Source organism: Caballeronia glebae (assembly GCF_001545035.1).
GTDB classification, from domain to species: domain Bacteria; phylum Pseudomonadota; class Gammaproteobacteria; order Burkholderiales; family Burkholderiaceae; genus Caballeronia; species Caballeronia glebae.
Map to the genome: position 1 here is coordinate 161,103 of NZ_FCOJ02000007.1, position 20,129 is coordinate 181,231.

The 20,129-nt window shown below is 63.4% G+C and carries 20 protein-coding genes and 1 pseudogene; 10 read left to right on the forward strand and 11 right to left on the reverse strand.

All coding sequences use genetic code 11. The annotated features are described in order from the left end of the window. Nucleotides 1–11: 11 nt before the first annotated feature. The 3 genes from AWB82_RS07250 to AWB82_RS07260 are packed head-to-tail and all read right to left on the reverse strand — an operon-like array spanning nucleotide 12 to nucleotide 1,714. Nucleotides 12–269, reverse strand: coding sequence for a helix-turn-helix domain-containing protein (locus tag AWB82_RS07250; protein WP_086966472.1), 258 nt, complete (start codon nucleotides 267–269; stop codon nucleotides 12–14). Next, nucleotides 266–1,213, reverse strand: coding sequence for a serine O-acetyltransferase EpsC (gene epsC / locus AWB82_RS07255; RefSeq protein ID WP_086966473.1), 948 nt, complete (start codon nucleotides 1,211–1,213; stop codon nucleotides 266–268). The genes AWB82_RS07250 and epsC overlap by 4 nt, the downstream gene beginning before the upstream one ends. Nucleotides 1,214–1,246: 33 nt before the next feature. Continuing rightward, entirely contained in the window at nucleotides 1,247–1,714 is a 468-nt protein-coding gene (locus tag AWB82_RS07260) for a rhodanese-like domain-containing protein (protein WP_086966474.1), read from the reverse strand. 283 nt (nucleotides 1,715–1,997) lie between these two features. On the opposite strand from AWB82_RS07260, the gene tauA reads away from it, so the two are divergent. The 3 genes from tauA to AWB82_RS07275 are packed head-to-tail and all read left to right on the forward strand — an operon-like array spanning nucleotide 1,998 to nucleotide 4,680. Next, nucleotides 1,998–3,032 (forward strand): taurine ABC transporter substrate-binding protein, encoded by a 1,035-nt coding sequence (tauA, locus tag AWB82_RS07265; protein ID WP_086966475.1) that lies wholly within the window; start codon nucleotides 1,998–2,000, stop codon nucleotides 3,030–3,032. Next, nucleotides 3,029–3,808, forward strand: a complete 780-nt coding sequence (locus AWB82_RS07270) for a taurine ABC transporter ATP-binding protein (protein WP_086966476.1) — start codon at nucleotides 3,029–3,031, stop codon at nucleotides 3,806–3,808. The genes tauA and AWB82_RS07270 overlap by 4 nt, the downstream gene beginning before the upstream one ends. A 23-nt stretch (nucleotides 3,809–3,831) precedes the next feature. Further along, nucleotides 3,832–4,680 carry an ABC transporter permease subunit gene (locus AWB82_RS07275; RefSeq protein ID WP_086966501.1) on the forward strand — a complete coding sequence of 283 codons (849 nt, stop codon included), beginning with the start codon at nucleotides 3,832–3,834 and terminating at the stop codon, nucleotides 4,678–4,680. Nucleotides 4,681–4,690: 10 nt separating this feature from the next. Here AWB82_RS07275 and AWB82_RS07280 read toward each other — a convergent pair whose 3' ends face one another. The 5 genes and pseudogenes from AWB82_RS07280 to AWB82_RS07295 form a co-directional block, all read right to left on the reverse strand. Further along, nucleotides 4,691–4,945 carry a hypothetical protein gene (locus tag AWB82_RS07280; protein ID WP_086966477.1) on the reverse strand — a complete coding sequence of 85 codons (255 nt, stop codon included), beginning with the start codon at nucleotides 4,943–4,945 and terminating at the stop codon, nucleotides 4,691–4,693. Nucleotides 4,946–5,043: 98 nt separating this feature from the next. After that, nucleotides 5,044–5,375 (reverse strand): annotated as a pseudogene (locus AWB82_RS07285) (ABC transporter permease subunit); the annotation flags it as partial. A gap of 53 nt (nucleotides 5,376–5,428) precedes the next feature. Further along, the gene (locus AWB82_RS38225) at nucleotides 5,429–5,824 is read right to left on the reverse strand and encodes a hypothetical protein (protein ID WP_235023206.1); all 396 of its coding nucleotides are present in this window, start codon (nucleotides 5,822–5,824) and stop codon (nucleotides 5,429–5,431) included. A 91-nt stretch (nucleotides 5,825–5,915) separates the two neighbouring features. After that, complete coding sequence (locus AWB82_RS07290; RefSeq protein ID WP_235023207.1) at nucleotides 5,916–7,100, reverse strand: hypothetical protein; 1,185 nt, start codon at nucleotides 7,098–7,100, stop codon at nucleotides 5,916–5,918. Between the two features lie 61 nt (nucleotides 7,101–7,161). Beyond that, on the reverse strand, nucleotides 7,162–8,826 hold the full coding sequence (locus tag AWB82_RS07295; protein WP_086966478.1) for a PQQ-binding-like beta-propeller repeat protein: 1,665 nt from the start codon (nucleotides 8,824–8,826) through the stop codon (nucleotides 7,162–7,164). Between the two features lie 567 nt (nucleotides 8,827–9,393). Here AWB82_RS07295 and AWB82_RS07305 point away from each other — a divergent pair. From AWB82_RS07305 to AWB82_RS07315, 3 genes are all read left to right on the forward strand, one after another. Further along, nucleotides 9,394–10,053, forward strand: a complete 660-nt coding sequence (locus AWB82_RS07305) for an SCO family protein (protein WP_159462568.1) — start codon at nucleotides 9,394–9,396, stop codon at nucleotides 10,051–10,053. Nucleotides 10,054–10,078: 25 nt separating this feature from the next. Next, nucleotides 10,079–12,043: an RICIN domain-containing protein gene (locus tag AWB82_RS07310; protein WP_086966481.1), complete on the forward strand. Its 1,965-nt coding sequence runs from the start codon at nucleotides 10,079–10,081 to the stop codon at nucleotides 12,041–12,043. A gap of 126 nt (nucleotides 12,044–12,169) precedes the next feature. Next, the gene (locus AWB82_RS07315; RefSeq protein WP_235023208.1) at nucleotides 12,170–12,469 is read left to right on the forward strand and encodes a hypothetical protein; all 300 of its coding nucleotides are present in this window, start codon (nucleotides 12,170–12,172) and stop codon (nucleotides 12,467–12,469) included. 63 nt (nucleotides 12,470–12,532) lie between these two features. Here AWB82_RS07315 and AWB82_RS07320 read toward each other — a convergent pair whose 3' ends face one another. The 3 genes from AWB82_RS07320 to AWB82_RS07330 all read right to left on the reverse strand — a co-directional run bounded on the left by AWB82_RS07320 (nucleotide 12,533) and on the right by AWB82_RS07330 (nucleotide 15,708). After that, nucleotides 12,533–13,324 carry an SDR family oxidoreductase gene (locus AWB82_RS07320; protein ID WP_086966483.1) on the reverse strand — a complete coding sequence of 264 codons (792 nt, stop codon included), beginning with the start codon at nucleotides 13,322–13,324 and terminating at the stop codon, nucleotides 12,533–12,535. Nucleotides 13,325–13,342: 18 nt separating this feature from the next. Further along, on the reverse strand, nucleotides 13,343–14,689 hold the full coding sequence (locus tag AWB82_RS07325; RefSeq protein WP_086966484.1) for an MFS transporter: 1,347 nt from the start codon (nucleotides 14,687–14,689) through the stop codon (nucleotides 13,343–13,345). 80 nt (nucleotides 14,690–14,769) lie between these two features. Next, nucleotides 14,770–15,708 (reverse strand): BKACE family enzyme, encoded by a 939-nt coding sequence (locus AWB82_RS07330; protein WP_086966485.1) that lies wholly within the window; start codon nucleotides 15,706–15,708, stop codon nucleotides 14,770–14,772. Between the two features lie 159 nt (nucleotides 15,709–15,867). On the opposite strand from AWB82_RS07330, the gene AWB82_RS07335 reads away from it, so the two are divergent. From AWB82_RS07335 to AWB82_RS07350, 4 genes are all read left to right on the forward strand, one after another. Further along, a complete protein-coding gene (locus tag AWB82_RS07335) occupies nucleotides 15,868–16,893 on the forward strand; it encodes an AraC family transcriptional regulator (protein ID WP_086966486.1) in 1,026 nt (341 codons plus the stop codon). Between the two features lie 120 nt (nucleotides 16,894–17,013). Continuing rightward, entirely contained in the window at nucleotides 17,014–17,430 is a 417-nt protein-coding gene (locus AWB82_RS07340; protein WP_086966487.1) for a CopG family transcriptional regulator, read from the forward strand. A 35-nt stretch (nucleotides 17,431–17,465) separates the two neighbouring features. Further along, on the forward strand, nucleotides 17,466–18,548 hold the full coding sequence (locus AWB82_RS07345) for an extracellular catalytic domain type 1 short-chain-length polyhydroxyalkanoate depolymerase (RefSeq protein WP_086966488.1): 1,083 nt from the start codon (nucleotides 17,466–17,468) through the stop codon (nucleotides 18,546–18,548). Between the two features lie 533 nt (nucleotides 18,549–19,081). Continuing rightward, on the forward strand, nucleotides 19,082–20,129 hold a 1,048-nt coding region (locus AWB82_RS07350; RefSeq protein WP_143756683.1), incomplete at its 3' end, for a toll/interleukin-1 receptor domain-containing protein.

The window sequence follows — 20,129 nt, forward strand, 5'->3', positions numbered from 1 at the left end:
ACGCGCGGCGCTTATTTTTCTCCCGCCGCGTCGGTCAGCCGTTCCGATTCAACCCGCATCGCAGGCGACAGCAGGCGCGCCATCGGCACATGGAGCGCTTGCGCCAGCTTGTCGACGGTGACGATCGATGCGATGCACGAGCCGCGCTCGATCTCGCCCACATACGACCGGTTCAGGCCGGCATATTCCGCAAGCTGTTCCTGCGTCCAGCCGCGCGATTCGCGCAGTTCGCGCACGGTCGCGCCGAAGTGGCGCACCAGCGCGCTCATGAGGAGACCCGCTCGATCTGCGGCGTGTGCGCGCGCGACGTGCTGGCTTCGCCGCTTTGCGACAGCGCCTGCGTGACCGAAGCGCCGGCGGGCACGTCATGCGTGAGCCATACATTGCCGCCGATGACCGCGCCGCGTCCGAGCGTCACGCGCCCGAGGATCGTCGCGCCGGCATAGATAACGACGTCGTCCTCGACAATCGGATGACGCGCGAGCCCTTTCTCCAGATGACCTTCCGCGTCGCGCGGAAAGCGCTTCGCGCCGAGCGTGACCGCCTGATAGATGCGCACGCGCTCGCCGATCACGGCCGTCTCGCCGATCACCACGCCCGTACCGTGATCGATGAAAAAGCCCGAGCCGATGCGCGCGCCCGGATGAATATCGATGCCGGTTTCGCCATGCGCGAGTTCGGCCACGATGCGCGCGAGCAGCGGCAATTCGAGCCGGTAAAGCTCGTGTGCGACGCGATGGTGAATCATCACGAGGATGCCGGGATAGCAAAGCAGCACTTCATCGACGCTGCCCGCCGCCGGATCGCCCTGATAGGCCGCGAGAATATCGCTGTCGAGCAGCGTGCGGATGCGCGGCAGGGTTTGAGCGAACGCGCGTATCGCGTTGCTCGCGTGTGTGTCGATGGCGTGGTCGTCGCGTGGCCGATGCCGCGCCTTGTATTGCAGCTCCAGCTTCGCCTGCGCGAGCAGACCCTGCAGCGCGAAGTCGAGCGCGTGGCCCACGTAGAAGTTTTCGCTTTCCTGACGCAGGTCGGGCGGGCCAAGCCGCATCGGAAAGAGCGCGCCCTTCAGCGCCCCGACGATGTCCGCGAGCGCCTCGCGTGCGGGAAGCTCGCGCCCGCCCGGTTCAAGCGAGCGCCTTTGCATTTCCCGCCACTGCTGGCGGACCGTCTGAAGCGATTGGACGATGTCGTCGATGTCGAATACGGCCACAGTGCAGTCCTTTACGATGAGATGTCGTCCGCTTTAATCCTGAACCCAGGGCAGACCGAGATAGCGCCAGCCGTTTTGCGTGCCGCGCCGCTGTTGGTCATCCAGTTCGCCTTCGAAACCTTCGCTTACGTTGAACGCGTGGGCGAAGCCCGCCTTCGTCGCGGCTTCGGCGGCCGCGGCCGAGCGCTTGCCGCTGCGGCACAAGAGCAGCACGACCGCATCCTTGCCGGTCTTCGCTTCGAGTTCGCGCACGAAGCGCGGATTGCGTGAAAGGCTCGTGCCCGTCGCCCACGCGACGTGCAGGCTTTCCGGCACGTATCCCACGAACTTGCGCTCTTCTGCGGTGCGCACATCGACCAGCACGGCGTCGCCCGCCTGCACGAGCGCCCATGCGTCCTTCGGCGGCACGCTGCCGGCATAGGGCAATTGCACCGCCGCGCCCGCTTCGCGCGCCGCTTCCAGCACGGGATGAATCACACGTTCCTGTACTTCGTCAGTCATGACGTCTCCGTTTTTTCGTTTCGTCACAGATGCGATGGCGGCGGCACTCGTCCGATGAAACTCGACCGTCTATAGCCATCACGCTCGACTATGCGAGACGTTCGCCGAAAGAGGAACGAAGCAATCTTCATTTGCAAATGACGGCGCGCGCCAGACCTTTCGCCGTCCTGTCGAACGTATATGCGAAGCGCATCGCGCGTCATTTGCTACGCATAAATGATTCGTAGCCGCGGCATGCGAAGTGCCTATAGTCGAAGGCTTCACCACACACTTCGTCCGTTCCATGAAACATACGATCCATCGCCGCGCCCTGATCGCCGGCATCGCTTCCTTCATGCTTGGCGCCGTCGTTTTCGCGCCCGTTCGCGCCAGCGCCGAAACCCGCGAAGTGGTCATCGGCTATCAGGACATGGTGGTGCCCTGGCGCTATGCGCAGGCAAGCGGCGCGGTCGAGAAAGCCACGGGCTACAAGATCACGTATCGCAAGCTCGGCAGCGGCGCGGACGTCATCCGCGCGCTCGCGTCGGGCTCCATACAGTTGGGCGAAGCCGGTTCCAGCCCGATCGCGGCCGGGCTCTCGCAAGGCGTCGATCTCTCGCTGTTCTGGATTCTCGACAACATCAACGACGCGGAAGCGCTCGTCGCGCGCAATGGCTCCGGCGTGAGCAAACTCGCCGATCTGAAGGGCAAGACGCTCGGCGTGCCGTATGTGTCGACCTCGCACTTCCATGCGCTCGTCGCCTTGCAGCAGGCGGGCGTCGATCCGTCGACGGTCAAGATCGTCAATCTGCGTCCGCCGGAAGTCGCGGCGGCGTGGGAGCGCGGCAATATCGACGCGACTTACATCTGGGACCCGGTGCTCGCCAAAGCCAAGCAGAGCGGCCGCGTGATCATTACGTCGGGCGAAGTGGCGAAGGAATCGGGCAAGGCGACCTTCGACGGCTTCGTCGCGTCGCGCAAGTTCGCGCAGGACAATCCCGCGTTCCTGAACGGTCTCGTCAAGGTGCTTGCCGATACCGATGCGCAGTACCGCGACCACAAGGCCGACTGGAGCGCCACGTCGAAACAGGTGCAGGCCGTCGCGCAGGAATCCGGCGCGAACGCCGCCGACGTGCCCGCGAGTCTCGCGCTCTATGCGTTCCCAAGCGCGGGCGAACAGGCGTCGCCGACGTGGCTTGGCGGCGGACAGCAGTCCGGCGCGGCGAAGTCGCTCGCCGCCACCGCGCAGTTCCTCAAGCAGCAGGGCACGATCCAGAACGTGCTCGCGGATTACTCCACGGGTGTCGATCCGCGCTTCGTGCAGCAGGCCGCGAAGTGACATCGCTTTCCATTCGCAATCTCGGCGTCACTTACGAAGGCGCGAGCACGCCCGCGCTGAAAGGCGTCGACTTGCAGATCGGCAGCGGCGAGTTCGTCGTGGCGCTGGGTGCGTCCGGATGCGGCAAGACCACGTTGCTCAATTGCCTCGCCGGTTTTCTGGAGCCGACCGAAGGCGAGGCGTCGCTCAACGGCGAGCCGATCGACGGCCCCGGCGCGGAACGGGGCGTCGTGTTTCAGAAGCATGCGCTGATGCCGTGGCTGAACGTCATCGACAACGTCGCGCTCGGCTTGCGTTTTCGCGGCGTGAAGCGCGCCGAGCGCCATGAGATCGCGCGCCGCACGCTCGCGCTCGTCGGCCTCGCGCAACACGAGCAGGCGAAGGTCTACGCACTGTCGGGCGGCATGCAGCAACGCGTCGGCATTGCGCGCGCGCTCGCGAGCGATCCCGAAGTGTTGCTGATGGACGAACCGATGGGCGCGCTCGACGCCCTCACGCGCGAAACCGTGCAGGAACTCGTGCTCGACGTATGGTCGCGTACCGGCAAGACGGTGTTCTTCATCACGCACAGCGTGGAGGAAGCGCTCTTTCTGGCGACGCGGCTCGTGCTGATGACGCCCGGCCCGGGACGCATCGAGGAAGTGCACGATCTGCCCTTCTCGCGCGACTACATTCGCAACCGCGATGCCCGCGCCGTCAAGTCGTCGCCCGCGTTCATCGAGTGGCGCGAGCGCTTGACGCGCCGTCTGCATCGCACCGAAACGGAGGCGGCGTGACCCAGCCCGCTCAGGACGTTCCGCTGCCGCGCGCCGCAAGCACGCCGCCCGCGACACGACGCGCCGCAAGCGCGAAGCGTCGCGCACGTTATCGCGGCATGCCGGGCGCGGGGCCGACCGCGCTGCCCAGCGCGCTGTGTGTCGCGACGCTCGCGGTGCTGTGGTGGGCGGCCACGCATTTTCGCTGGCTGCCGCCGCTCTTTCTGCCTTCGCCCGAGGCGGTATGGCAGGCATTCATCGACGCGCTGCATGGACGGCTTCAGGGCGGCCTGCCGCTCTCCGAGCATCTTTTGTGGAGTGCGATCCGCGTGTTCGGCGCGTTCGCGCTGGCGGTCGTCACGGCGGTGCCGGTCGGCATTCTGATGGGCGTGAGCCGCATCGTGCGCGGTGTGCTCGATCCGCCGCTGGAGTTTTATCGGCCGCTGCCGCCGCTCGCCTATCTGCCGCTCGTCGTCATCTACTTCGGTATCGACGAAACCGCGAAGATCGTCGTGATCTGGCTAGCCTGCTTCGCGCCGATTGCGATGGCCGCGCGCGCCGGCGTGAGGAGCGCGACCGCCGAGCAGGTGAACGCCGCGTGGTCGCTGGGCGCGAACTTCCGGCAGGTGGTCTGGCACGTCGTGTTGCCCGCCGCGCTGCCCGAAATATTGACGGGCCTGCGCATCGCCGTGGGCTTCGGCTGGACCACGCTCGTCGCCGCCGAAATGGTGGCCGCGACCGCGGGTCTCGGGCAGATGGTGCTCAACGCATCGAGCTTTCTGCGCACCGACGTGGTGGTGATGGGCATCGTGCTGATCGGCGCGATCGCGTGGATCTTCGACTTCGGCATGCGCGCGCTGGAGCGCCGCCTCGTGCCGTGGAAGGGGCGCTGAAGCGCGCGCGTCAGAAAGGCGGCGGTTCGACAGGCGGCTGAAATAGATCGACCGCATTGCCCATGTTGAAGTACCCGGCCTGGGCGAACAACGCGATGTATTCGAGCCGTTCCGCGCGGCTCGCTTCGCCTTCGCCTTCGCCGCGAGGCGTCGCGCAAGCGCATGCGCTCGTCGGGCAACCGGCTTCGAACGGCAAGCGGCGCCCGCTCGACGGGGCGAGCCGGAATGAAAGCATGCGCCAGTAATAAGCGAGCAATCGCGGCATGAGTCGCTTCCTTCAGTTCACGATGACTTCAATCTAGGCCGCCGCGAAACGTTTCACAAACGAGCATTTCTGCGATGCATTGCACGCGGCGCGCCATGTCATTCCGGAAGCCGCCGCGCCGGTCCCGGCTCTCGACGCCCGAGCAACACGCGGGCGAGCCCTTGCAGCGCGCCGCAAAGCATCAGATACACGAAGCCGACGAACAGGAATCTGCGTCGGATACCATCAAGCGATTGTTGAGCTGGTTCGCGAGGAACGTGAATTCCGGCACGCCGACGATATACGCGAGCGACGTATCCTTGATGCGCGACACCCATTGACTCACGAACGACGGCATCATCACGCGCACGGCTTGCGGCAGGATCACGTGGCGCAGCGCCTGCCAGCGCGTCAGCCCGAGCGAGAGCGCAGCTAGCCGCCGATCAGCGCCAGCGCGCATAGGCCGGACGATTTGGCCGCAACATCTTTAAGGCCGATGGAGATTCACCGGCCGAGCACCGTCACGGCGGGAAATTGCATCAGATACGAAACGTCCCGGCTGTCTCCGAGATAGCGAATATCGCGCAGCCTCTCCGGGCGAACAGAATCGGCCGCCACGCCTCGATCGACCAAGCGCTGCAGGACGTCATGACGCAACCAAAAAAGCGTGTCGTTATAAACCGTGGGCCGATAATGCGTCGCGAATTCGGAGACGGAATATATGCCGCTGTCCCTGCTCCATACGCCATGCGTCTCGATGACTTCGGGGCGTTCCTCGCTCAGATAGTCCGCTAACCTGGCATATCCGCGACGCGTGAGCGTTGGGTTGGTCAACAGCCCGAGATCGAGAATTTCCAAACGTTCGCAGCACAACGCGGCGCCACCGACGTCCGGCGTCATGAACTTGAGCGTCGGTTGCCCCAGATACTCGCGCAGACGATCGACCGAAGCACCCGTCATCGCGAAGTTCTGTGGCGTGATACCCCGCCAGTCACCGGGGGACTGGTGCCACACTCGCTTTCGGGCCGTGTCGCTCGTGGCGCTCAGCGCAGTGGGCAGCACGCCACGCATCGCCGCACCGAGAATCGCCGTGTCGATGTTTTCGCGCAGCACCGCAAAGTTGAACAGGAAGGTTCCGCAAAGGCACAGCACGAGCCCGCGCAATACGCGGGGTTGACGCATATTCGCAAAACGTTCCGCAAGAGAAAGAATGAAAATGGGCAGCACGGCCACGAACATCCGTCCGGTATAGCCCCAGTTTCTTCCCGATACGAGTGCGAATACGCCAAAGGAAAATATCAGAAGCACGGGCATTGGATCCAGACGGCGCTTTTGGCCGCCCTTCCGGCTCACGTACATGCCAGCCAGCAGCGCGGCATTCACCAGGAGGATCCTTGAGCCCGCGCAGCTTTTCCAATACGCCATCCCAGCCTTTTTTGCTGTAGGGCACTTGAAGCTTGGCCAGAATCGTATTCGGCAACAGCGCCCCGAAGACCCAATATCTCCAGATCGTCAGCAGCAGAAAACAAAGCACGAGCCAGACGCACATTCGAATGGCGAGCGGCCGATCCTGCCGGCAAAACAGGACCATCCAGCCAAGCGCGAAACCCAGATAAAACACGGCCTCGAAGCGAGTCAGCATGAGAAGCGGCACGAGCGCGTAAGCGAGCGGCGAACGCGCGCGCCACGCGAGCACGAACGCAAACAGCAGCAACGCAAAGACCGTCATTTCCATGCCATTGACGATCTCGGCCTGACAGGTCGGCAGCAGTCCCAGCACGCACACGACAACGAGGCGTTGCGTCGGGCTCGGCAGGGACGGTTGAAGTGCGCGCCACACGAGCACCAACGTAGCGCTCAGTGCGATGAAGGCGAGCAACTGCGCCGCCGTGATCGCCTCCAGAAAGTCTGGATGCAGCAGCCACTCCCCCAGCGCCAACATCGCCGTCATGAGCAAACTCGACGTGCCTTCGGCTAATGCCGAAGCGGGTGTCAACGCGAATATTCCGTGCCGCCCCAATGTATGCGCATAGGCGACAGTGATCGCGCCGTCGTCCCAACCGTAAGGGCCGACCAGTGCGATCGCTGTCAACGAAAGCGCCGCATACGCGACGACGAAGAGAAGTCCAGTCACTCCCGCACTCGCCTCGATCCTCTGTGTAAGCTGCTCGGACATAGTCAGTCGGTGCAAGTGCCATTCGTAGTGGTCATTGCCGAAACCGGCGAGCGAGTCCTCGCTAGTTCGACCGCAACCCGAACACGGCGACGCCGTTCCTCGTGCCCACATACACCTTGCCGTTCGCGATCATCGGCGTGATGAATTTGTTGCCCTGGCCGAACTGATCGCGCGCGCCTGCATCGACGCTGCTGTAAAGCTCGTGGCTGAGATTGGTCGCGTCGTACGCGCGCAGAACGCCGATCGAGCCGTTCTCCGCCGCCCACAAAATGGCGTTCGCCGTGCCGTTTGCGGAAATGCCCGGCGTCGTGCCCGGGAAGCCGAACGCGTTCGGTGTCTGACTTGCCGGCGTTGCCGACAACGCGGCGTTCGAAATCGTGAACGCCTTGATGGTGTCGCCGACCGAGCCGAAATACACCGTGTTGTTGAAATACGCGGGCGCGCCGAACATCGGTCCGCGAATCTGGCCGACGAGTTCCTGATAAATGTGATCCGCGTTCGAATCGAACTTGCCCATCGAGAAGCGGTTCACGACGTAGATGGTCGAGTTCTTGCCCGCGCCGATCGCTAGATGCCATACCTTGCCGTTTGCATCGGCGAAATTGGGCAGCACCATCGCGCCGCCGGAACCGAGGTCCTCGTCCTGATTCGATTCCTGCACCGTATTCGACGGCTGAAAGTAATCCTGCACCCTGAGCGGCCCCAGGTTGAGCCTCAAAAAGCCATTGCCGAAGTTGCCTTTGATCGGCATTTCGTGCTCGTTTTGCGTCGGGTCGAAGGTGCCGTTCGCGTCGAGTAAATAGATCGCCTCACCGTCCGATGCGAGTCCCGCGCCGCTCATCCAGATCGATCCCATCTGGCCGTTCGGCGTGACGTTCAGCACGCTCGCCTGCTGCAACGTGTTCGCGTCGTAGCCCATGACCCAGCCGGTGTACGGCATGAAATCGCAATGCGAAGTCCACGCGGTGTAGACGACGCCGTTCAACAAAAGCAGCGCCGCGCGCTCGGCGTACTGGCCCGGATCGAACGTGAGCGTGCCGTTCTGACTGCCCGCGCCGTTGCCCGGATACGTCGCGCGGATCTCCGTCGGGCCGTTGAAGAGTTCTGCACCCGTCGTGACGTCGAGCGCGTGAATGCGTTGGTGATACGCGCCCGAGCTATCTTTCGACATGCCGACGACATACATCGCGCCATTCGGCCCGCGCGCGCGGTCGATGACAGGCGTCGCCGTGACGCCGATAGTCGGCGTGATCTGCGCGCACTTGTGATCGTCGCTCGGCGATTCGCCGCTGCCGAGCGTCGAGACTTTCCATAGCACCGCGCCGCTGTCGGCGTCGAACGCGTAGACGCTGGCGTTTTCCGTCGCGACGTAAAGCACGTTATGTGTGGCGCCCGCGATCGGCACGGCCGCCAGAAAGAGCGGCTCGGCGTCGACGGCGCCATCGACGGAATACAGCGCGAGCTTGCCGAAGGTGTTCTGATTGACGTTCGCGGGCGTGAGGACGGTCTCCGCGAGTTGCTGCCCGGTTCGAGCGATGTCGTTGTGCCAGGTGACGACATCCATCGATGTGCTGGCGGACGCTGCATTCGATACGCTCGAAGGCGCTCTGGATGCGGCGGCCGATGTCGAATCGCCGCTGGAGTCACCGCCGCTGCATGCGCCGATGATCGCCGTGATCAGCACGGCCCCGAGTGCGGCGGCATAAACGGAAAAACGCGCATTCATTTGCATTCTCCTTCACCGGAAGGGCCGGAACGGACAACGCGATGTCGAGGACCGCGATGCTGCAACAGAGCAATCGCAATGCCCCGTGGCGATGTGTACCGGTAGAGCGGTGCATCCGCGAAGCAAGGAATTCGTCGGGCGTTTTTTACACGTGATGCAGGCGTTGGGTGGACCGCGCCAATTTGACTTACGGTCCGGCCGCCATCGCCGGATGGTGACAGAAAACGAGGAATTTTTCGCAACCGAACGTTCGCGCGGATCTCATTTCGTAACCTATCCGCTTACGCCGCGAAAGATTCATTACGCTCTTGGTTGCTTCAAGAGTTGCAATTTTCGAAAGTTATCGATCCATCGATAAAAAGTTGTTCCGGCTCTAAAAACGAATGTGTCCGAGTGCACATATTTACCTATTTATTTCGTGAGCCGAATTTTTATTGCCGATTTGCGCTGCTAATCTTTGTTCCGATGGTATTGCAATACATGAAGAAGTTAGGTGACTGCGGCACGTCTTCCCGCGAAGTGCCGGTCACGCCCTGAACGCTCGGAACGGGGATCATCAAAGTGTCGATGTGGACGATTTCGGTAAGCCACGAGAAGATGCCCGATCGCGTGAAATCCGGCATGCGTGCGCTTGCTCCTTCCCTGACTCGCCGCTCCCTGCTATGCGACATGGCCGCGCTCGCGCTTGGTGCAGTCTCTCCTTTCTCGTTCGCGCAGCATGGGGAACTCGGGCTCGTCACGCCGCCGGTTCGCCTCGACGATGCGTCGCTCGTCGACCAGAACGGCAGCAAGCGCCTGCTGAACGAATTGCTGCGCCAGCGCATAACCGCATTGCAAACGGTCTACACCGGTTGCGGCACGATATGTCCCCTGCAAGGCGCGCTTTTCAGCGCGGTTCAGGAGCGCATTCCGGGAATCCGTGCCCGTCATCCGGTGCAATTGTTATCGGTCGGAATCGATCCGCTTTCCGATTCACCCTTGGCGTTGCACGCGTGGCTCGCGCGTTTTCAGGCAGGTCCAGCGTGGCATGCGGCGACGCCAACGCTGACCGATGTAGACCGGATGCGTCTGACGCTGTCGGGTAGCAAGCCGCCGCTCGGCAACATCGCGGACCACGCCACGCAGGTCTATTGCTTCGATGCCAACGCGATGTTGCGCTGGCGAAGCGCTGAGCTTCCTCGCGTCGACGACATCTGCGATGTACTCGGCGCGCTCGCACGTACGTAACCCGCTTCATGTACGGGGTGCAACCATGCCTGCAATCCGCTCGACGAGCCACGCGTCCAGCCTGCTCGTCCAATGCATGCGCTTTTTGCTGCTGATCGCGTTGCCGCTGGCATTGGTGGGCATGCCGCACGCCGTCCGCGCGCAAAGCTCGGCGCCCATCACGCTGAGCGGCACCAGCCTGTGCGCCGACGTCAGCGGCGAGTCCAGAACGCCGGGCGCGCCCGTGATTTCGTGGGCCTGCTGGGGCGGCGCGAATCAGCAATGGTTCCCGTCCGCTACCGGCACGCGATACAACCTCATCAATCAGAACAGCGGCCTGTGTGTGGACGTGTCGGGCCAAAGCCTGAGCCCGGGCGGTCCCATCATCCAGTGGACCTGCAATGGCGGCACCAATCAGACCTTCTCGTTGACGCCGCAAGGCGCGGGCTATGCGATCGTCGCGGGACATAGCGGCTTGTGCGTGACAGCATCGAGCACGACGTCGCAAGGTATCCAGTTGACGCAGCAAGTGTGCAACGGAAGCGCGACCCAGACGTGGCAAGTGGCCGGCCTGCCGGTACAGCATGCCGCATTGCCATCGAAGTGGACGACGCCTTATCAGTTGCCGCTCGTTCCGCTGCAAGCCGCCAATCTGCCCAATGGAAACGTGCTCGTCTGGTCGGCCGACGCCCCGCTCAGCTTCACTGACAGCGCGAATCCGCCTGCGAGAACCTACACGGCGATCTTCAATCCATCGAACGGCACGAGTTCGCAAATGATCGTGACCAATACGGCGCACGACATGTTCTGCCCCGGTATTTCCAACCTCCCCGATGGCCGCATCTTCGTGACCGGGGGATTGAGCGTGCGACAGACCAGCATCTATTCGCCGACGACCAGCACATGGACCGCGAGCAATCAGATGAACATCCCGCGCGGCTATCAGGGCAGCGTGACGTTGAGCAACGGCAATGTGTTCGTCATGGGCGGCTCGTGGAGCGGAGGGCTCGGAGGAAAGTCCGGCGAAACGTGGACCTCGGGTTCGGGCTGGCGGATCAATAGCGCGATCCTCGACGATTACATCCTCACGAACGACGCGAGAGGCGTCTTTCGCTCCGACAATCACGCGTGGATGTTCGCGCTCGGCAATGGACGCGTGTTCCATGCGGGACCGAGCCGGGCCATGCACTGGTTCGATACGGCAGGCAATGGCAACGTGAGCTCAGCCGGCAACCGTGGCAGCGACGGCGACGCGATGAACGGCAATGCGATCATGTACGACGTCGGCAAGATTCTCGCGGTCGGTGGCGCGCCGAGCTACGATCAGTCGCTGGCCACGGCCAACGCGACGCTCATCGACATCAGCAACGGCAACGCAACGACGCAGACCATCGCGCCGATGAGTTACCGGCGCGCCTTCAACAACAGCGTCGTGCTGCCCAACGGACAGGTCGTCGTGATTGGCGGACAAACCTTCGCCGAGCCCTTCTCGGACAACAACGCGGTCCTCACCCCGGAGCTGTGGGACCCCGCGACCAACACGTTTTCCCCGCTCGCCCAGCAGGCCGTGCCGCGCACCTATCACAGCGTCGCGCTGCTGCTGAACGACGGACGTGTGCTCAGCGGCGGCGGCGGTCTGTGCGGCTCATGCGCGACCAATCACACCGACATCGAGATATTGACGCCGCCCTATCTGCTCAACGCGGACGGGTCCGCCGCGTCCCGGCCGAATCTCACATCCGTTCCGGCCGACGCGCAGCTCGGCACGACGATCGTGGTGACTGCCAGCAGGAGCGCGCGCGCATTCGTGCTGATGCGCTCCTCGTCGGTCACGCATTCGCTGAACAACGAGCAGCGCCGCGTGCCGCTGACGTTCACCGTGGGTACCGCGGGCGAATTTCAGTTGAACATTCCATCCGATCCCGGCGTCGTGGTTCCCGGCTATTACATGTTGTTCGCGCTGAACGCCAACGGCGTGCCGAGCGTTTCGCGCGTGCTGCGCGTGCATTGAATGGCCCGGGCAACGCGCGCCGCCACGCTCGGCTTCGCGCTCGTCGCGATGACAGTTACCGCGTGCGCGCACGCCGCATGTGATCGAAACGACCTGGGATGCGCGCTATTCAACGGACAACGTCCGATGGCCGCGCATCTGCGCGACGACGATCGCCCGTTGCCTGCCTGGACGACCCGATGCGTCAATTGCCACGTAGACACGTCGAAAACGCCAGCCTTCGCGCCGCCGCTGACGCACGAGTCCCTGCTCGCTGCGGCAAGCCGCCGGGGCGGGCCGATCAGTCACTATGACGCGACGGCGTTCTGCCGCGCGGTCAAGGACGGTATCGATCCAGCGGGGGTTTTGCTTCGCAAGTCGATGCCCCACTATCAAATCGCCGATGCCGAGTGCATGGCGCTCTGGCAGTTCGTCGTGCATCAGTGATTGCGCTTTATTAAGGTATCCCTAGCGCTTGATTCGTTCTCAAACGCGCATGATGAAGCCGCCTCAAAGATACTCGACGTTCCCATCCACGCTGATCGCCTGCCCGGTAACATTCCCCGCTGCTGGCGAAGCGAGAAAAAGCGCCATCGCGGCGATGTCCTCGACGCTCACCATTCGGCGCAGCGAAATCTTCTTCAGATACTCCTCTTTCATCGCTTCGAACGCGATGCCCAGCGCTTGCGCTCGCGCCGCGATCACGCGGTCCATGCGCTCTCCCTGCACGACGCCCGGCAGGATCGCGTTGACGCGGATATTGCTCGGCCCCAGTTCGATCGCGAGCGACTTGGCGAGGCCGACGAGCGCCCATTTGGTCGCCGCATACGGCGTGCGAAATGCATAGCCGAGCCGGCCCGCGACCGACGACATCGCGATGACGCTGGCGCGCTCCGATGTCTCCTTCAGCAACGGCACGGCCCGGCGCAGAAAGTAGAACTGGCTGTTCAGATTGGTCGTGACGGTGCGCTCCCATTGCGCCGGATCGAGATCTTCGACCGGTCCCGTCGGGCCGGAAATGCCCGCGTTGTTCACGAGCACATCGAGGCCGCCCAACGCTTCGCGGGTGCGCTCGATGACCGCGTCCACCTGATGCGGATCGCCGACATCGGCGACGCAGCCATGCAACGACGCATGCTTCGCCGTGAAGCGGTCGAGCGCGGCGGCGTCGACATCGCAGATGAAGACTTGCGCGCCCACCTGCAAAAACGCCTCGGCGATTCCCGCGCCGATGCCCGACGCCGCGCCCGTCACCAGAACGCGCAATCCGGGCTGAGGTTTCAAGAGTTCGAATGTATTCATGTTCGTTCGTTGTGCCGGTCAGGACTGCATGCCCGCCGTGTTGCCGTTGCCCACCTGCGCCGACGCGCCCGCTTCGCGCCGGATCGCTTTTGCGAACACCGGCACGAGCAGCAGACCGAGCACCGACGCCGCGACGATCACGATAAAACCCGAGTCGCTGCGGCCCGTGAACGTCTCGGTCATGCCGAACAGATACGGTCCGACAAAGCCGCCGATCAGTCCGATCGTATTGATGAACGCGAGCCCCGCCGCCGCCTGAATGCCTTGCAGACGCTTCATCGCGATCGCCCAGTACGAGGGCAGCACGCCGCCGCCGAAGAACGCGGTGACGGCCAGCAACACCATGCGGCCCGCAGGATTCGCCGTCGCGATGAACGCGCATGCGCCCGCGACGAGCCCCGCCGTCAGGATGCCGAGATACACGCAGTCGTTGCCATAACGGCGGTGCAGGCGCGGCAGAATCAGCACGCCCAGCAGGAAGCCCACGCCCACGCTCGCCGACAGTAAGCCGACGATGAACGGCGTCTTGACGTGCATCTGCTGAACGATCGCCGGCGTGAAGAAGTACAGGCCGACGAACGCCACCTGATTCAGAAAATAGATGAGGCCGATGAGCACGGTCGTCGGCCGCTTGAGCGCAGCCAGCCAGTCCGCCGACGTGAGTTCCGGGTGCCCGTGCGTGTCGATCACGGCGCGCGCTTCGAGTGCTTCGGCTTCTTCGGCCGAAAGCCAGCGCGCATCGCGCGGACGCTCCGGCAACTTGAAGTAAAGCAACACGCCCGCGAGCACGCTCGGAATGCCTTCGATCATGAACATCCACTGCCAGCCGTGCAGACCGCCGATACCGCCCAACTGCATCAGCGCGCCGCCGAGCGGATTGCCCAGCACGAGCGCGAGCGCCGGCGCGGTATAGATCCAGCCGACCGCGATAGGCCGGTCCGCCGGCGCGAACCAGAGCGTGACCATGTACATGAGCGCCGGAAAGAGTCCCGCTTCGGCGATACCCAGCAACACGCGCAACACGTAGAACGACCACTCGCCCTGCACGAACATCATCGCGGTGGACAGAATGCCCCAGCTCACCGCGATGCGCGCGATCCAGCGGCGCGGGCCCACGCGATGCGCGGCGAGATTGCTCGGCACCTCCAGCAGCGCGTAGCCGATGAAGAAGATGCCAGAGCCGAGCCCGTATGCCGCCGCGCTGATCCCCACGTCGGCCGCGAGCTGCACCTTCGCCAGCGCGACGTTGGTGCGATCGAGGAACGACATGAAATAGATCGCGCACATCAGCGGGATGAGACGCAGCATCGCCGTGCGCGTGGCGGCGCGATGCAACGCGTCGATTCCTGACTTCACAGTGTCCATGTTTGTCTCCGTTTGAATCGGCTGCTCTCGTGCGCTTGTCGCGCGTCGGCAGCTCTTTGGATCGATTGATTGGGAAAGCGTCAGAGCGAGACCTTGTCGCGCCCCTTGAGACCGAGCATCGCGCGGGCTTCGGCGGGCGTCGCGATCTCGAACGAAAGCTCTTCGAGAATGCGGCGGATCTTGCGCACTTGCTGCGCGTTCGATTCGGCCTTCACGCCACGCGCGATATACACGCTGTCCTCCAGACCGACGCGCACGTTGCCGCCGAGAATCGCGCTCATGGTGACGAGCGGCATCTGATGACGGCCCGCGCCCAGCACCGAGAACTGATAGTTCTCGCGTCCGAACAGGCGATCCGCCGTCGTGCGCATGAGGGTCATGTTCTCCGGGTCCGCGCCCATGCCGCCGAGAATCCCGAACACGGACTGGATGAAGAACGGCGGCTTGACCAGCCCCTGATCGACGAAATGCGCGAGGTTGTAGAGATGCCCCAGGTCGTAGCATTCGAACTCGAAGCGCGTGCCCTGGCCGCCGAGCGTGAGCAGGATGTGCCGGATGTCCTTGAAGGTGTTGCGGAAGATCATGTCTTCCATACCTTCCACGTAATCCTTTTCCCAGTCGTAGCGCCACGACGAAACCTTCGCGGCGAGCGGATGAATCGAAAAGTTCATCGAGCCCATGTTGAGCGAGCACATCTCGGGCGCGGCCTGCAACGGATACGCGAGCCGCTCCGCGAGCGTCATGCGCGTGCTGCCGCCCGTCGTGATGTTGATGACCGCGTCGGTCGCCTCGGCGATAGCGGGCACGAACTGGCGGAACACGTCGGGGCTGGGCGTCGGACGGCCATCGGCGGGATCGCGCGCATGCAGATGAATGATGGCCGCGCCCGCCTCGGCCGCTTCGATTGCCTGATCGCGAATCTGCGCCGGCGTGAGCGGCAAGTATTCCGACATGGTCGGAACGTGTGTCGCGCCTGTCACGGCGCATGAAATGATGACCTTGCGGCCGGGGCTGCTCATCTTGCGTGTCTCCTTCTTGCGTGTCTGCTCTGGCGCCGTCGCGTTGACGGACGGCAACTTGTGACGTTTATCTTATTGGCATAGCATCCGACTCGGAAGGTCATTTTCGGACACGCGGAAGTCCTGCGAGGACATTATGAATATCGTGCGAGGACAGGCATGACGGCCAGCCGCCCACCGCTCAACGAGCGCATTTACGCGCCGTACAAGATCGCCGCGCTGGTGGAGGTGCTGGCGGAGCAAGGCATCGCGCCGGAGGACAGTCTGCGCGGAACGGGCGTCAGCGCCGCCGCGCTTCAGGATGCTTCGGTGCTCACGTCCATCGGACAATATGCGACGGTGTGCATGAACGCCGTGTCGTTGTCGTGCGAGCCGGCCACGCCCTTCAAGGTCGGCAAGAAGCTGCATTTGTCGGCATACGGCATGTACGGCTATGCGCTGATGTCGTGTCTCTCGCTGCGCGACTACTTCAAGCTCGGCGTGAAGTATCACTGGCTGGCGACGCCGATGGTCGCGATCGAATGGACCGAGCATCCCGACAGAATGGTCTGGACTTTCCCCGACGCGTTCGTGTCGAGTCCGTCGCGCGAATTGCGCGAGTTCGTCATCGAGCAGCAATACACGCAGCATGTCACGCATCTTCCGGATGTCGCGGGCGGCGTGTGTCCGCCGATCGAAGCGTGCTTCTCCTATCCCGCGCCCGCGCACGCGCACATCTATTCGGATTATCTCGGCTGTCCCTGTCATTTCGATCGGGCGCAGTGCGAGCTTGTCTACGACAGCGCGATACTGGACCGCAAGCCCCAACTCGCGCATCAACTCACGGCGACGCTGCTTCAGGAAACCTGCGACCGGCTGATCGGACAGGCGAAGACGTCGAGCGGCGTATCGGGCGAGGTCTATCAGATCCTGATGAGCACGCCCGGCGTCTTTCCCGGAATGGACACAGTCGCGGAATCGATGCACATGACGACGCGCACCTTGCGGCGGCGTCTGGAGGCGGAGGACACGTCGTTTCTCGCGATCGTCGATGACGTGCGGCGCTCGCTCGCGCTGGAGTATCTGAAGACGACGAAGATGAGCGCGGACGATGTCGCGATGCTGCTCGGCTTCAGCGACACGGCCAATTTCCGGCGCGCGCTCAAGCGCTGGACCGGCAAAGGCCTGAGCGAACTGCGCGGCTGAGCGGCGCTTATCTGCATTAAATTCCCGTCCGCACGCGACGGCGCAAATTCGCGTTGACCTCCCCTTGAAATCCGCTTATAACCATCCATATGGATGGTACCCGGATGTCTGGAGGAATGAATGGCGAAGGAATCGCAGGACCGGTCGCGAGGCAGCGAGACGGAAAAAATCACGATCAACCTGGGTCCGATCGACCTGGGCCAGATCGATTTGCTCGTGGAAGAAGGCTTTTACTCGAACCGAACGGACCTCATCCGCACGGCGATCCGCAACCAGTTGTCGATTCACGCGCCGGTCGTCAAGGACACCGTGACGCGACGCGAACTGGTGCTGGGCCTTCAGTACTTCTCGAAGCAGGATCTGGAAGCCACGCTCGCGGCCAATCAGCGACTCAGGATTCAGGTGCTGGGTCTGGCCAGCATCGCCACTGACGTATCGCCCGAACTCGCGCTCGCGACCATCGAATCGATTCTGGTTCGCGGCGCGCTCCACGCATCGCCGGCAGTCAAGGCTGCGCTGGCGGATCGAATCCGCTAACGCTCTTGCCCCCTTTGCTCGATAACGGAACAAACATGAAACTCAATGAAGGCTTTTTGGACTCGATGAAAGAGGCGTTCGCGCTCTTTCGCAACAGCGACGCCGCCAGCGCAACGGAGATCGTGAAGCGCGCCATGCGCGGCGAGCAGACGAGCGCGCCGCCGGCACGCCACGAAGACGTCATCGAAAAGGCGCGAACGCGCTTCGCCGATGTCCTTCAACCTCGACGCCACTCGCCGAGGCAAGCGGACGCCGACGTGCAGGATCTCGGGTCCTTCGGCACCCGACGTTTTGAGAACGCCGCTGGCGAGCGCCGCTACAAGGTCTACGTGCCCGCCAGCGATCGCAATGACCCTCTTCCGCTCATCGTGATGCTGCATGGCTGCACGCAGGACGCCGACGATTTCGCGGCTGGCACGCAGATGAACGCGCTCGCCGAGAAGCACGGCTTCATCGTCGCGTATCCCGTTCAGCCGCAGGGCGCGAATCCGTCGAAGTGCTGGAACTGGTTCAAACCGGACGATCAGCAGCGCGACCGGGGCGAACCGTCGCTGATCGCGGGAATCACCCGCGAGGTCATGGCGAACCACAACGTGGACCCGAAGCGCGTGTACGTGGCTGGCCTTTCGGCGGGCGGCGCAATGGCGGCGATCATGGCGGAGCGCTATCCCGATCTGTATGCGGCGGCGGGCGTCCACTCCGGTCTTCCCGCCGGATGCGCGCGCGACTTGCCGTCCGCGCTCGCTGCAATGCGCGGCGGCAAGGTCCCGTCCGGCGCGCGAAGGTCCGCCCACGCGACGGCGCAATGTCCGCTCATCGTGTTTCACGGCGACGCCGATGCGACGGTGCATCCCGTCAACGCCACCGAACTGATGCGCGGATTCACGGTGAACGATGCCGCGCCGGGGCGCTCGTCGTCGTCCGACTCCGGAGCGCGCAAGCATACGGTTCGGCGCATGACGTCGGCCGAAGGCGTAGCCGCGGAATCGTGGACCATTCACGGCGCGCCTCATGCGTGGTCGGGCGGTTCTTCGCGCGGCAGTTATACGGACCCGACCGGCCCCGATGCCAGTGCGGAAATGGTGCGCTTCTTCCTTGAGCATCCGCGACGTCACTGAGTGTGACTGGACCGACCGCATGTGATGCCGCGCGGCATCACATGCGGCCGCTTGCGAGAACATGTCGCTGCGATTTGAGCACCGCCTGTTGGCATCGTCACAACGTAAGTTTCCCGTATGCACGATGCAAGCTTCGCACATGACGATAATTCGAAATGCGAAGTCATCGAGCACATGCATCGCGACGAAAACGCGCGTACGTCCGTGCGCGATAACCAGTGCACGAGACCGGGCCCATCGCATGCTGCGTGACGCATCTTCGACGCATCTTCGTTAGGGTGACGAAAAAAATGCCGACACTGTGTGTGCACGGCAACTAGACAAGTGTTGCGTATCTTGCTAACAGACCTTCGATTGCCTATACCTATAACGTTCGGCAGCAAGCCATAAGTAAAGCAGTGACCTGTCTCGCGCGGGCGATTCTCCGGACATCGTTCCGAAGATCATGCGATGAGATGAGGAATCCTCTGCAAACGGCACTCGGATAAAGGCTTCGAAGAACGCCCCGCTTCTCCTCGTTGGAGCGACCGCACATGTCCAGCCCCGTGGGTTTCTGGAGCTACGCCCGCAGCGACGATGCGCACAGCGACGGCCATTTGAGTCAGCTCCGCACCATCGTGGGCAAGGCGATCGCCTTGCAGTACGGTGCGGACGTCACGATCTGGCAGGACATTCAGGCCATTCCACCCGGCGCGGACTGGGCCGCTTCGATCGAACGAACGATTGGTCAGACCGTGTTCTTCATGCCGATCGTCACCCCGCGCTATCTGAAAAGTACCAATTGCCTCGCGGAGTTCCAGTCGTTTCGTCATCGCATGCAGGAGCTTGGGCGCGACGATCTCATTTTTCCGATTCTTTATGTCGGCGTGGATCAGATTACCGCCGACGACACCGCGTTCGGGCCGGAACTCGACGCGCTTCGCCGGCATCAGTGGATCGACTTCCGGCCGCTTCGTCACGCCGATTGCCGGTCGCACGAGGTCTGGACGTGGGTCGATGGCCTGGCGGAAAACATCCTCAATGTAGCCGTGCCGGTTTCGAAAGCCGAGCGCGCGGCCCACGGGCAAGCGGGCGCGAGCGCAACCGACGAGAGCCGGCTGCGCGAGGCGGAAAAAGCGACCGAAAGAGCGCGACAGCAGGAAGCAGCGGCAAGGGCGGCCGAAAAAGCACGGCAGCAAGAAGCCGTGGAAAAGGAGCGTCAGCGTCAGGCGGCGGCGCGGGCGGCCGAGCAGGCGCGACAACGCGAAGCTGCACAGACGCCGCTCGAACAGCCCAGCCGGCCGGAAGTAATCGATCCTTATCCGGAGATCATTTCGTCCGTGGACTCATCGGGCACCGCCGTGGTGGCATCGTATGCAGGCCGGCATCCGGCCACGCCCGTTCCGCAAAGGCGCATCGGCATGCTCGCGATCTCGGCGGGCGGACTGGTGGTCGTGGCCGGAGCGATGGTCGCGGTGTTCCTGCGCCACGAACCTCCGCAAACGCCCACGGTCGTTCCGGCATCCACGCCGATGATCGTCGCGCCCGCGTCGGCGGTCACGCCGCCTGCATCGGCGGTCGTCACTCCGCCCGCGCCGCCGT

Excerpts from the sequence above, each read along its gene's own strand:
- AWB82_RS07250 (WP_086966472.1), bottom strand. The coding sequence starts at position 269 with ATGAGCGCGCTGGTGCGCCACTTCGGCGCGACCGTGCGCGAACTGCGC.
- AWB82_RS07260 (WP_086966474.1), bottom strand. The coding sequence starts at position 1,714 with ATGACTGACGAAGTACAGGAACGTGTGATTCATCCCGTGCTGGAAGCG.
- tauA (WP_086966475.1), top strand. The coding sequence starts at position 1,998 with ATGAAACATACGATCCATCGCCGCGCCCTGATCGCCGGCATCGCTTCC.
- AWB82_RS07280 (WP_086966477.1), bottom strand. The coding sequence starts at position 4,945 with ATGCCGCGATTGCTCGCTTATTACTGGCGCATGCTTTCATTCCGGCTC.
- AWB82_RS38225 (WP_235023206.1), bottom strand. The coding sequence starts at position 5,824 with ATGACGCCGGACGTCGGTGGCGCCGCGTTGTGCTGCGAACGTTTGGAA.
- AWB82_RS07290 (WP_235023207.1), bottom strand. The coding sequence starts at position 7,100 with ATGTCCGAGCAGCTTACACAGAGGATCGAGGCGAGTGCGGGAGTGACT.
- AWB82_RS07295 (WP_086966478.1), bottom strand. The coding sequence starts at position 8,826 with ATGAATGCGCGTTTTTCCGTTTATGCCGCCGCACTCGGGGCCGTGCTG.
- AWB82_RS07305 (WP_159462568.1), top strand. The coding sequence starts at position 9,394 with ATGTGGACGATTTCGGTAAGCCACGAGAAGATGCCCGATCGCGTGAAA.
- AWB82_RS07310 (WP_086966481.1), top strand. The coding sequence starts at position 10,079 with ATGCCTGCAATCCGCTCGACGAGCCACGCGTCCAGCCTGCTCGTCCAA.
- AWB82_RS07315 (WP_235023208.1), top strand. The coding sequence starts at position 12,170 with ATGGCCGCGCATCTGCGCGACGACGATCGCCCGTTGCCTGCCTGGACG.
- AWB82_RS07320 (WP_086966483.1), bottom strand. The coding sequence starts at position 13,324 with ATGAATACATTCGAACTCTTGAAACCTCAGCCCGGATTGCGCGTTCTG.
- AWB82_RS07325 (WP_086966484.1), bottom strand. The coding sequence starts at position 14,689 with ATGGACACTGTGAAGTCAGGAATCGACGCGTTGCATCGCGCCGCCACG.
- AWB82_RS07330 (WP_086966485.1), bottom strand. The coding sequence starts at position 15,708 with ATGAGCAGCCCCGGCCGCAAGGTCATCATTTCATGCGCCGTGACAGGC.
- AWB82_RS07335 (WP_086966486.1), top strand. The coding sequence starts at position 15,868 with ATGACGGCCAGCCGCCCACCGCTCAACGAGCGCATTTACGCGCCGTAC.
- AWB82_RS07340 (WP_086966487.1), top strand. The coding sequence starts at position 17,014 with ATGGCGAAGGAATCGCAGGACCGGTCGCGAGGCAGCGAGACGGAAAAA.
- AWB82_RS07345 (WP_086966488.1), top strand. The coding sequence starts at position 17,466 with ATGAAACTCAATGAAGGCTTTTTGGACTCGATGAAAGAGGCGTTCGCG.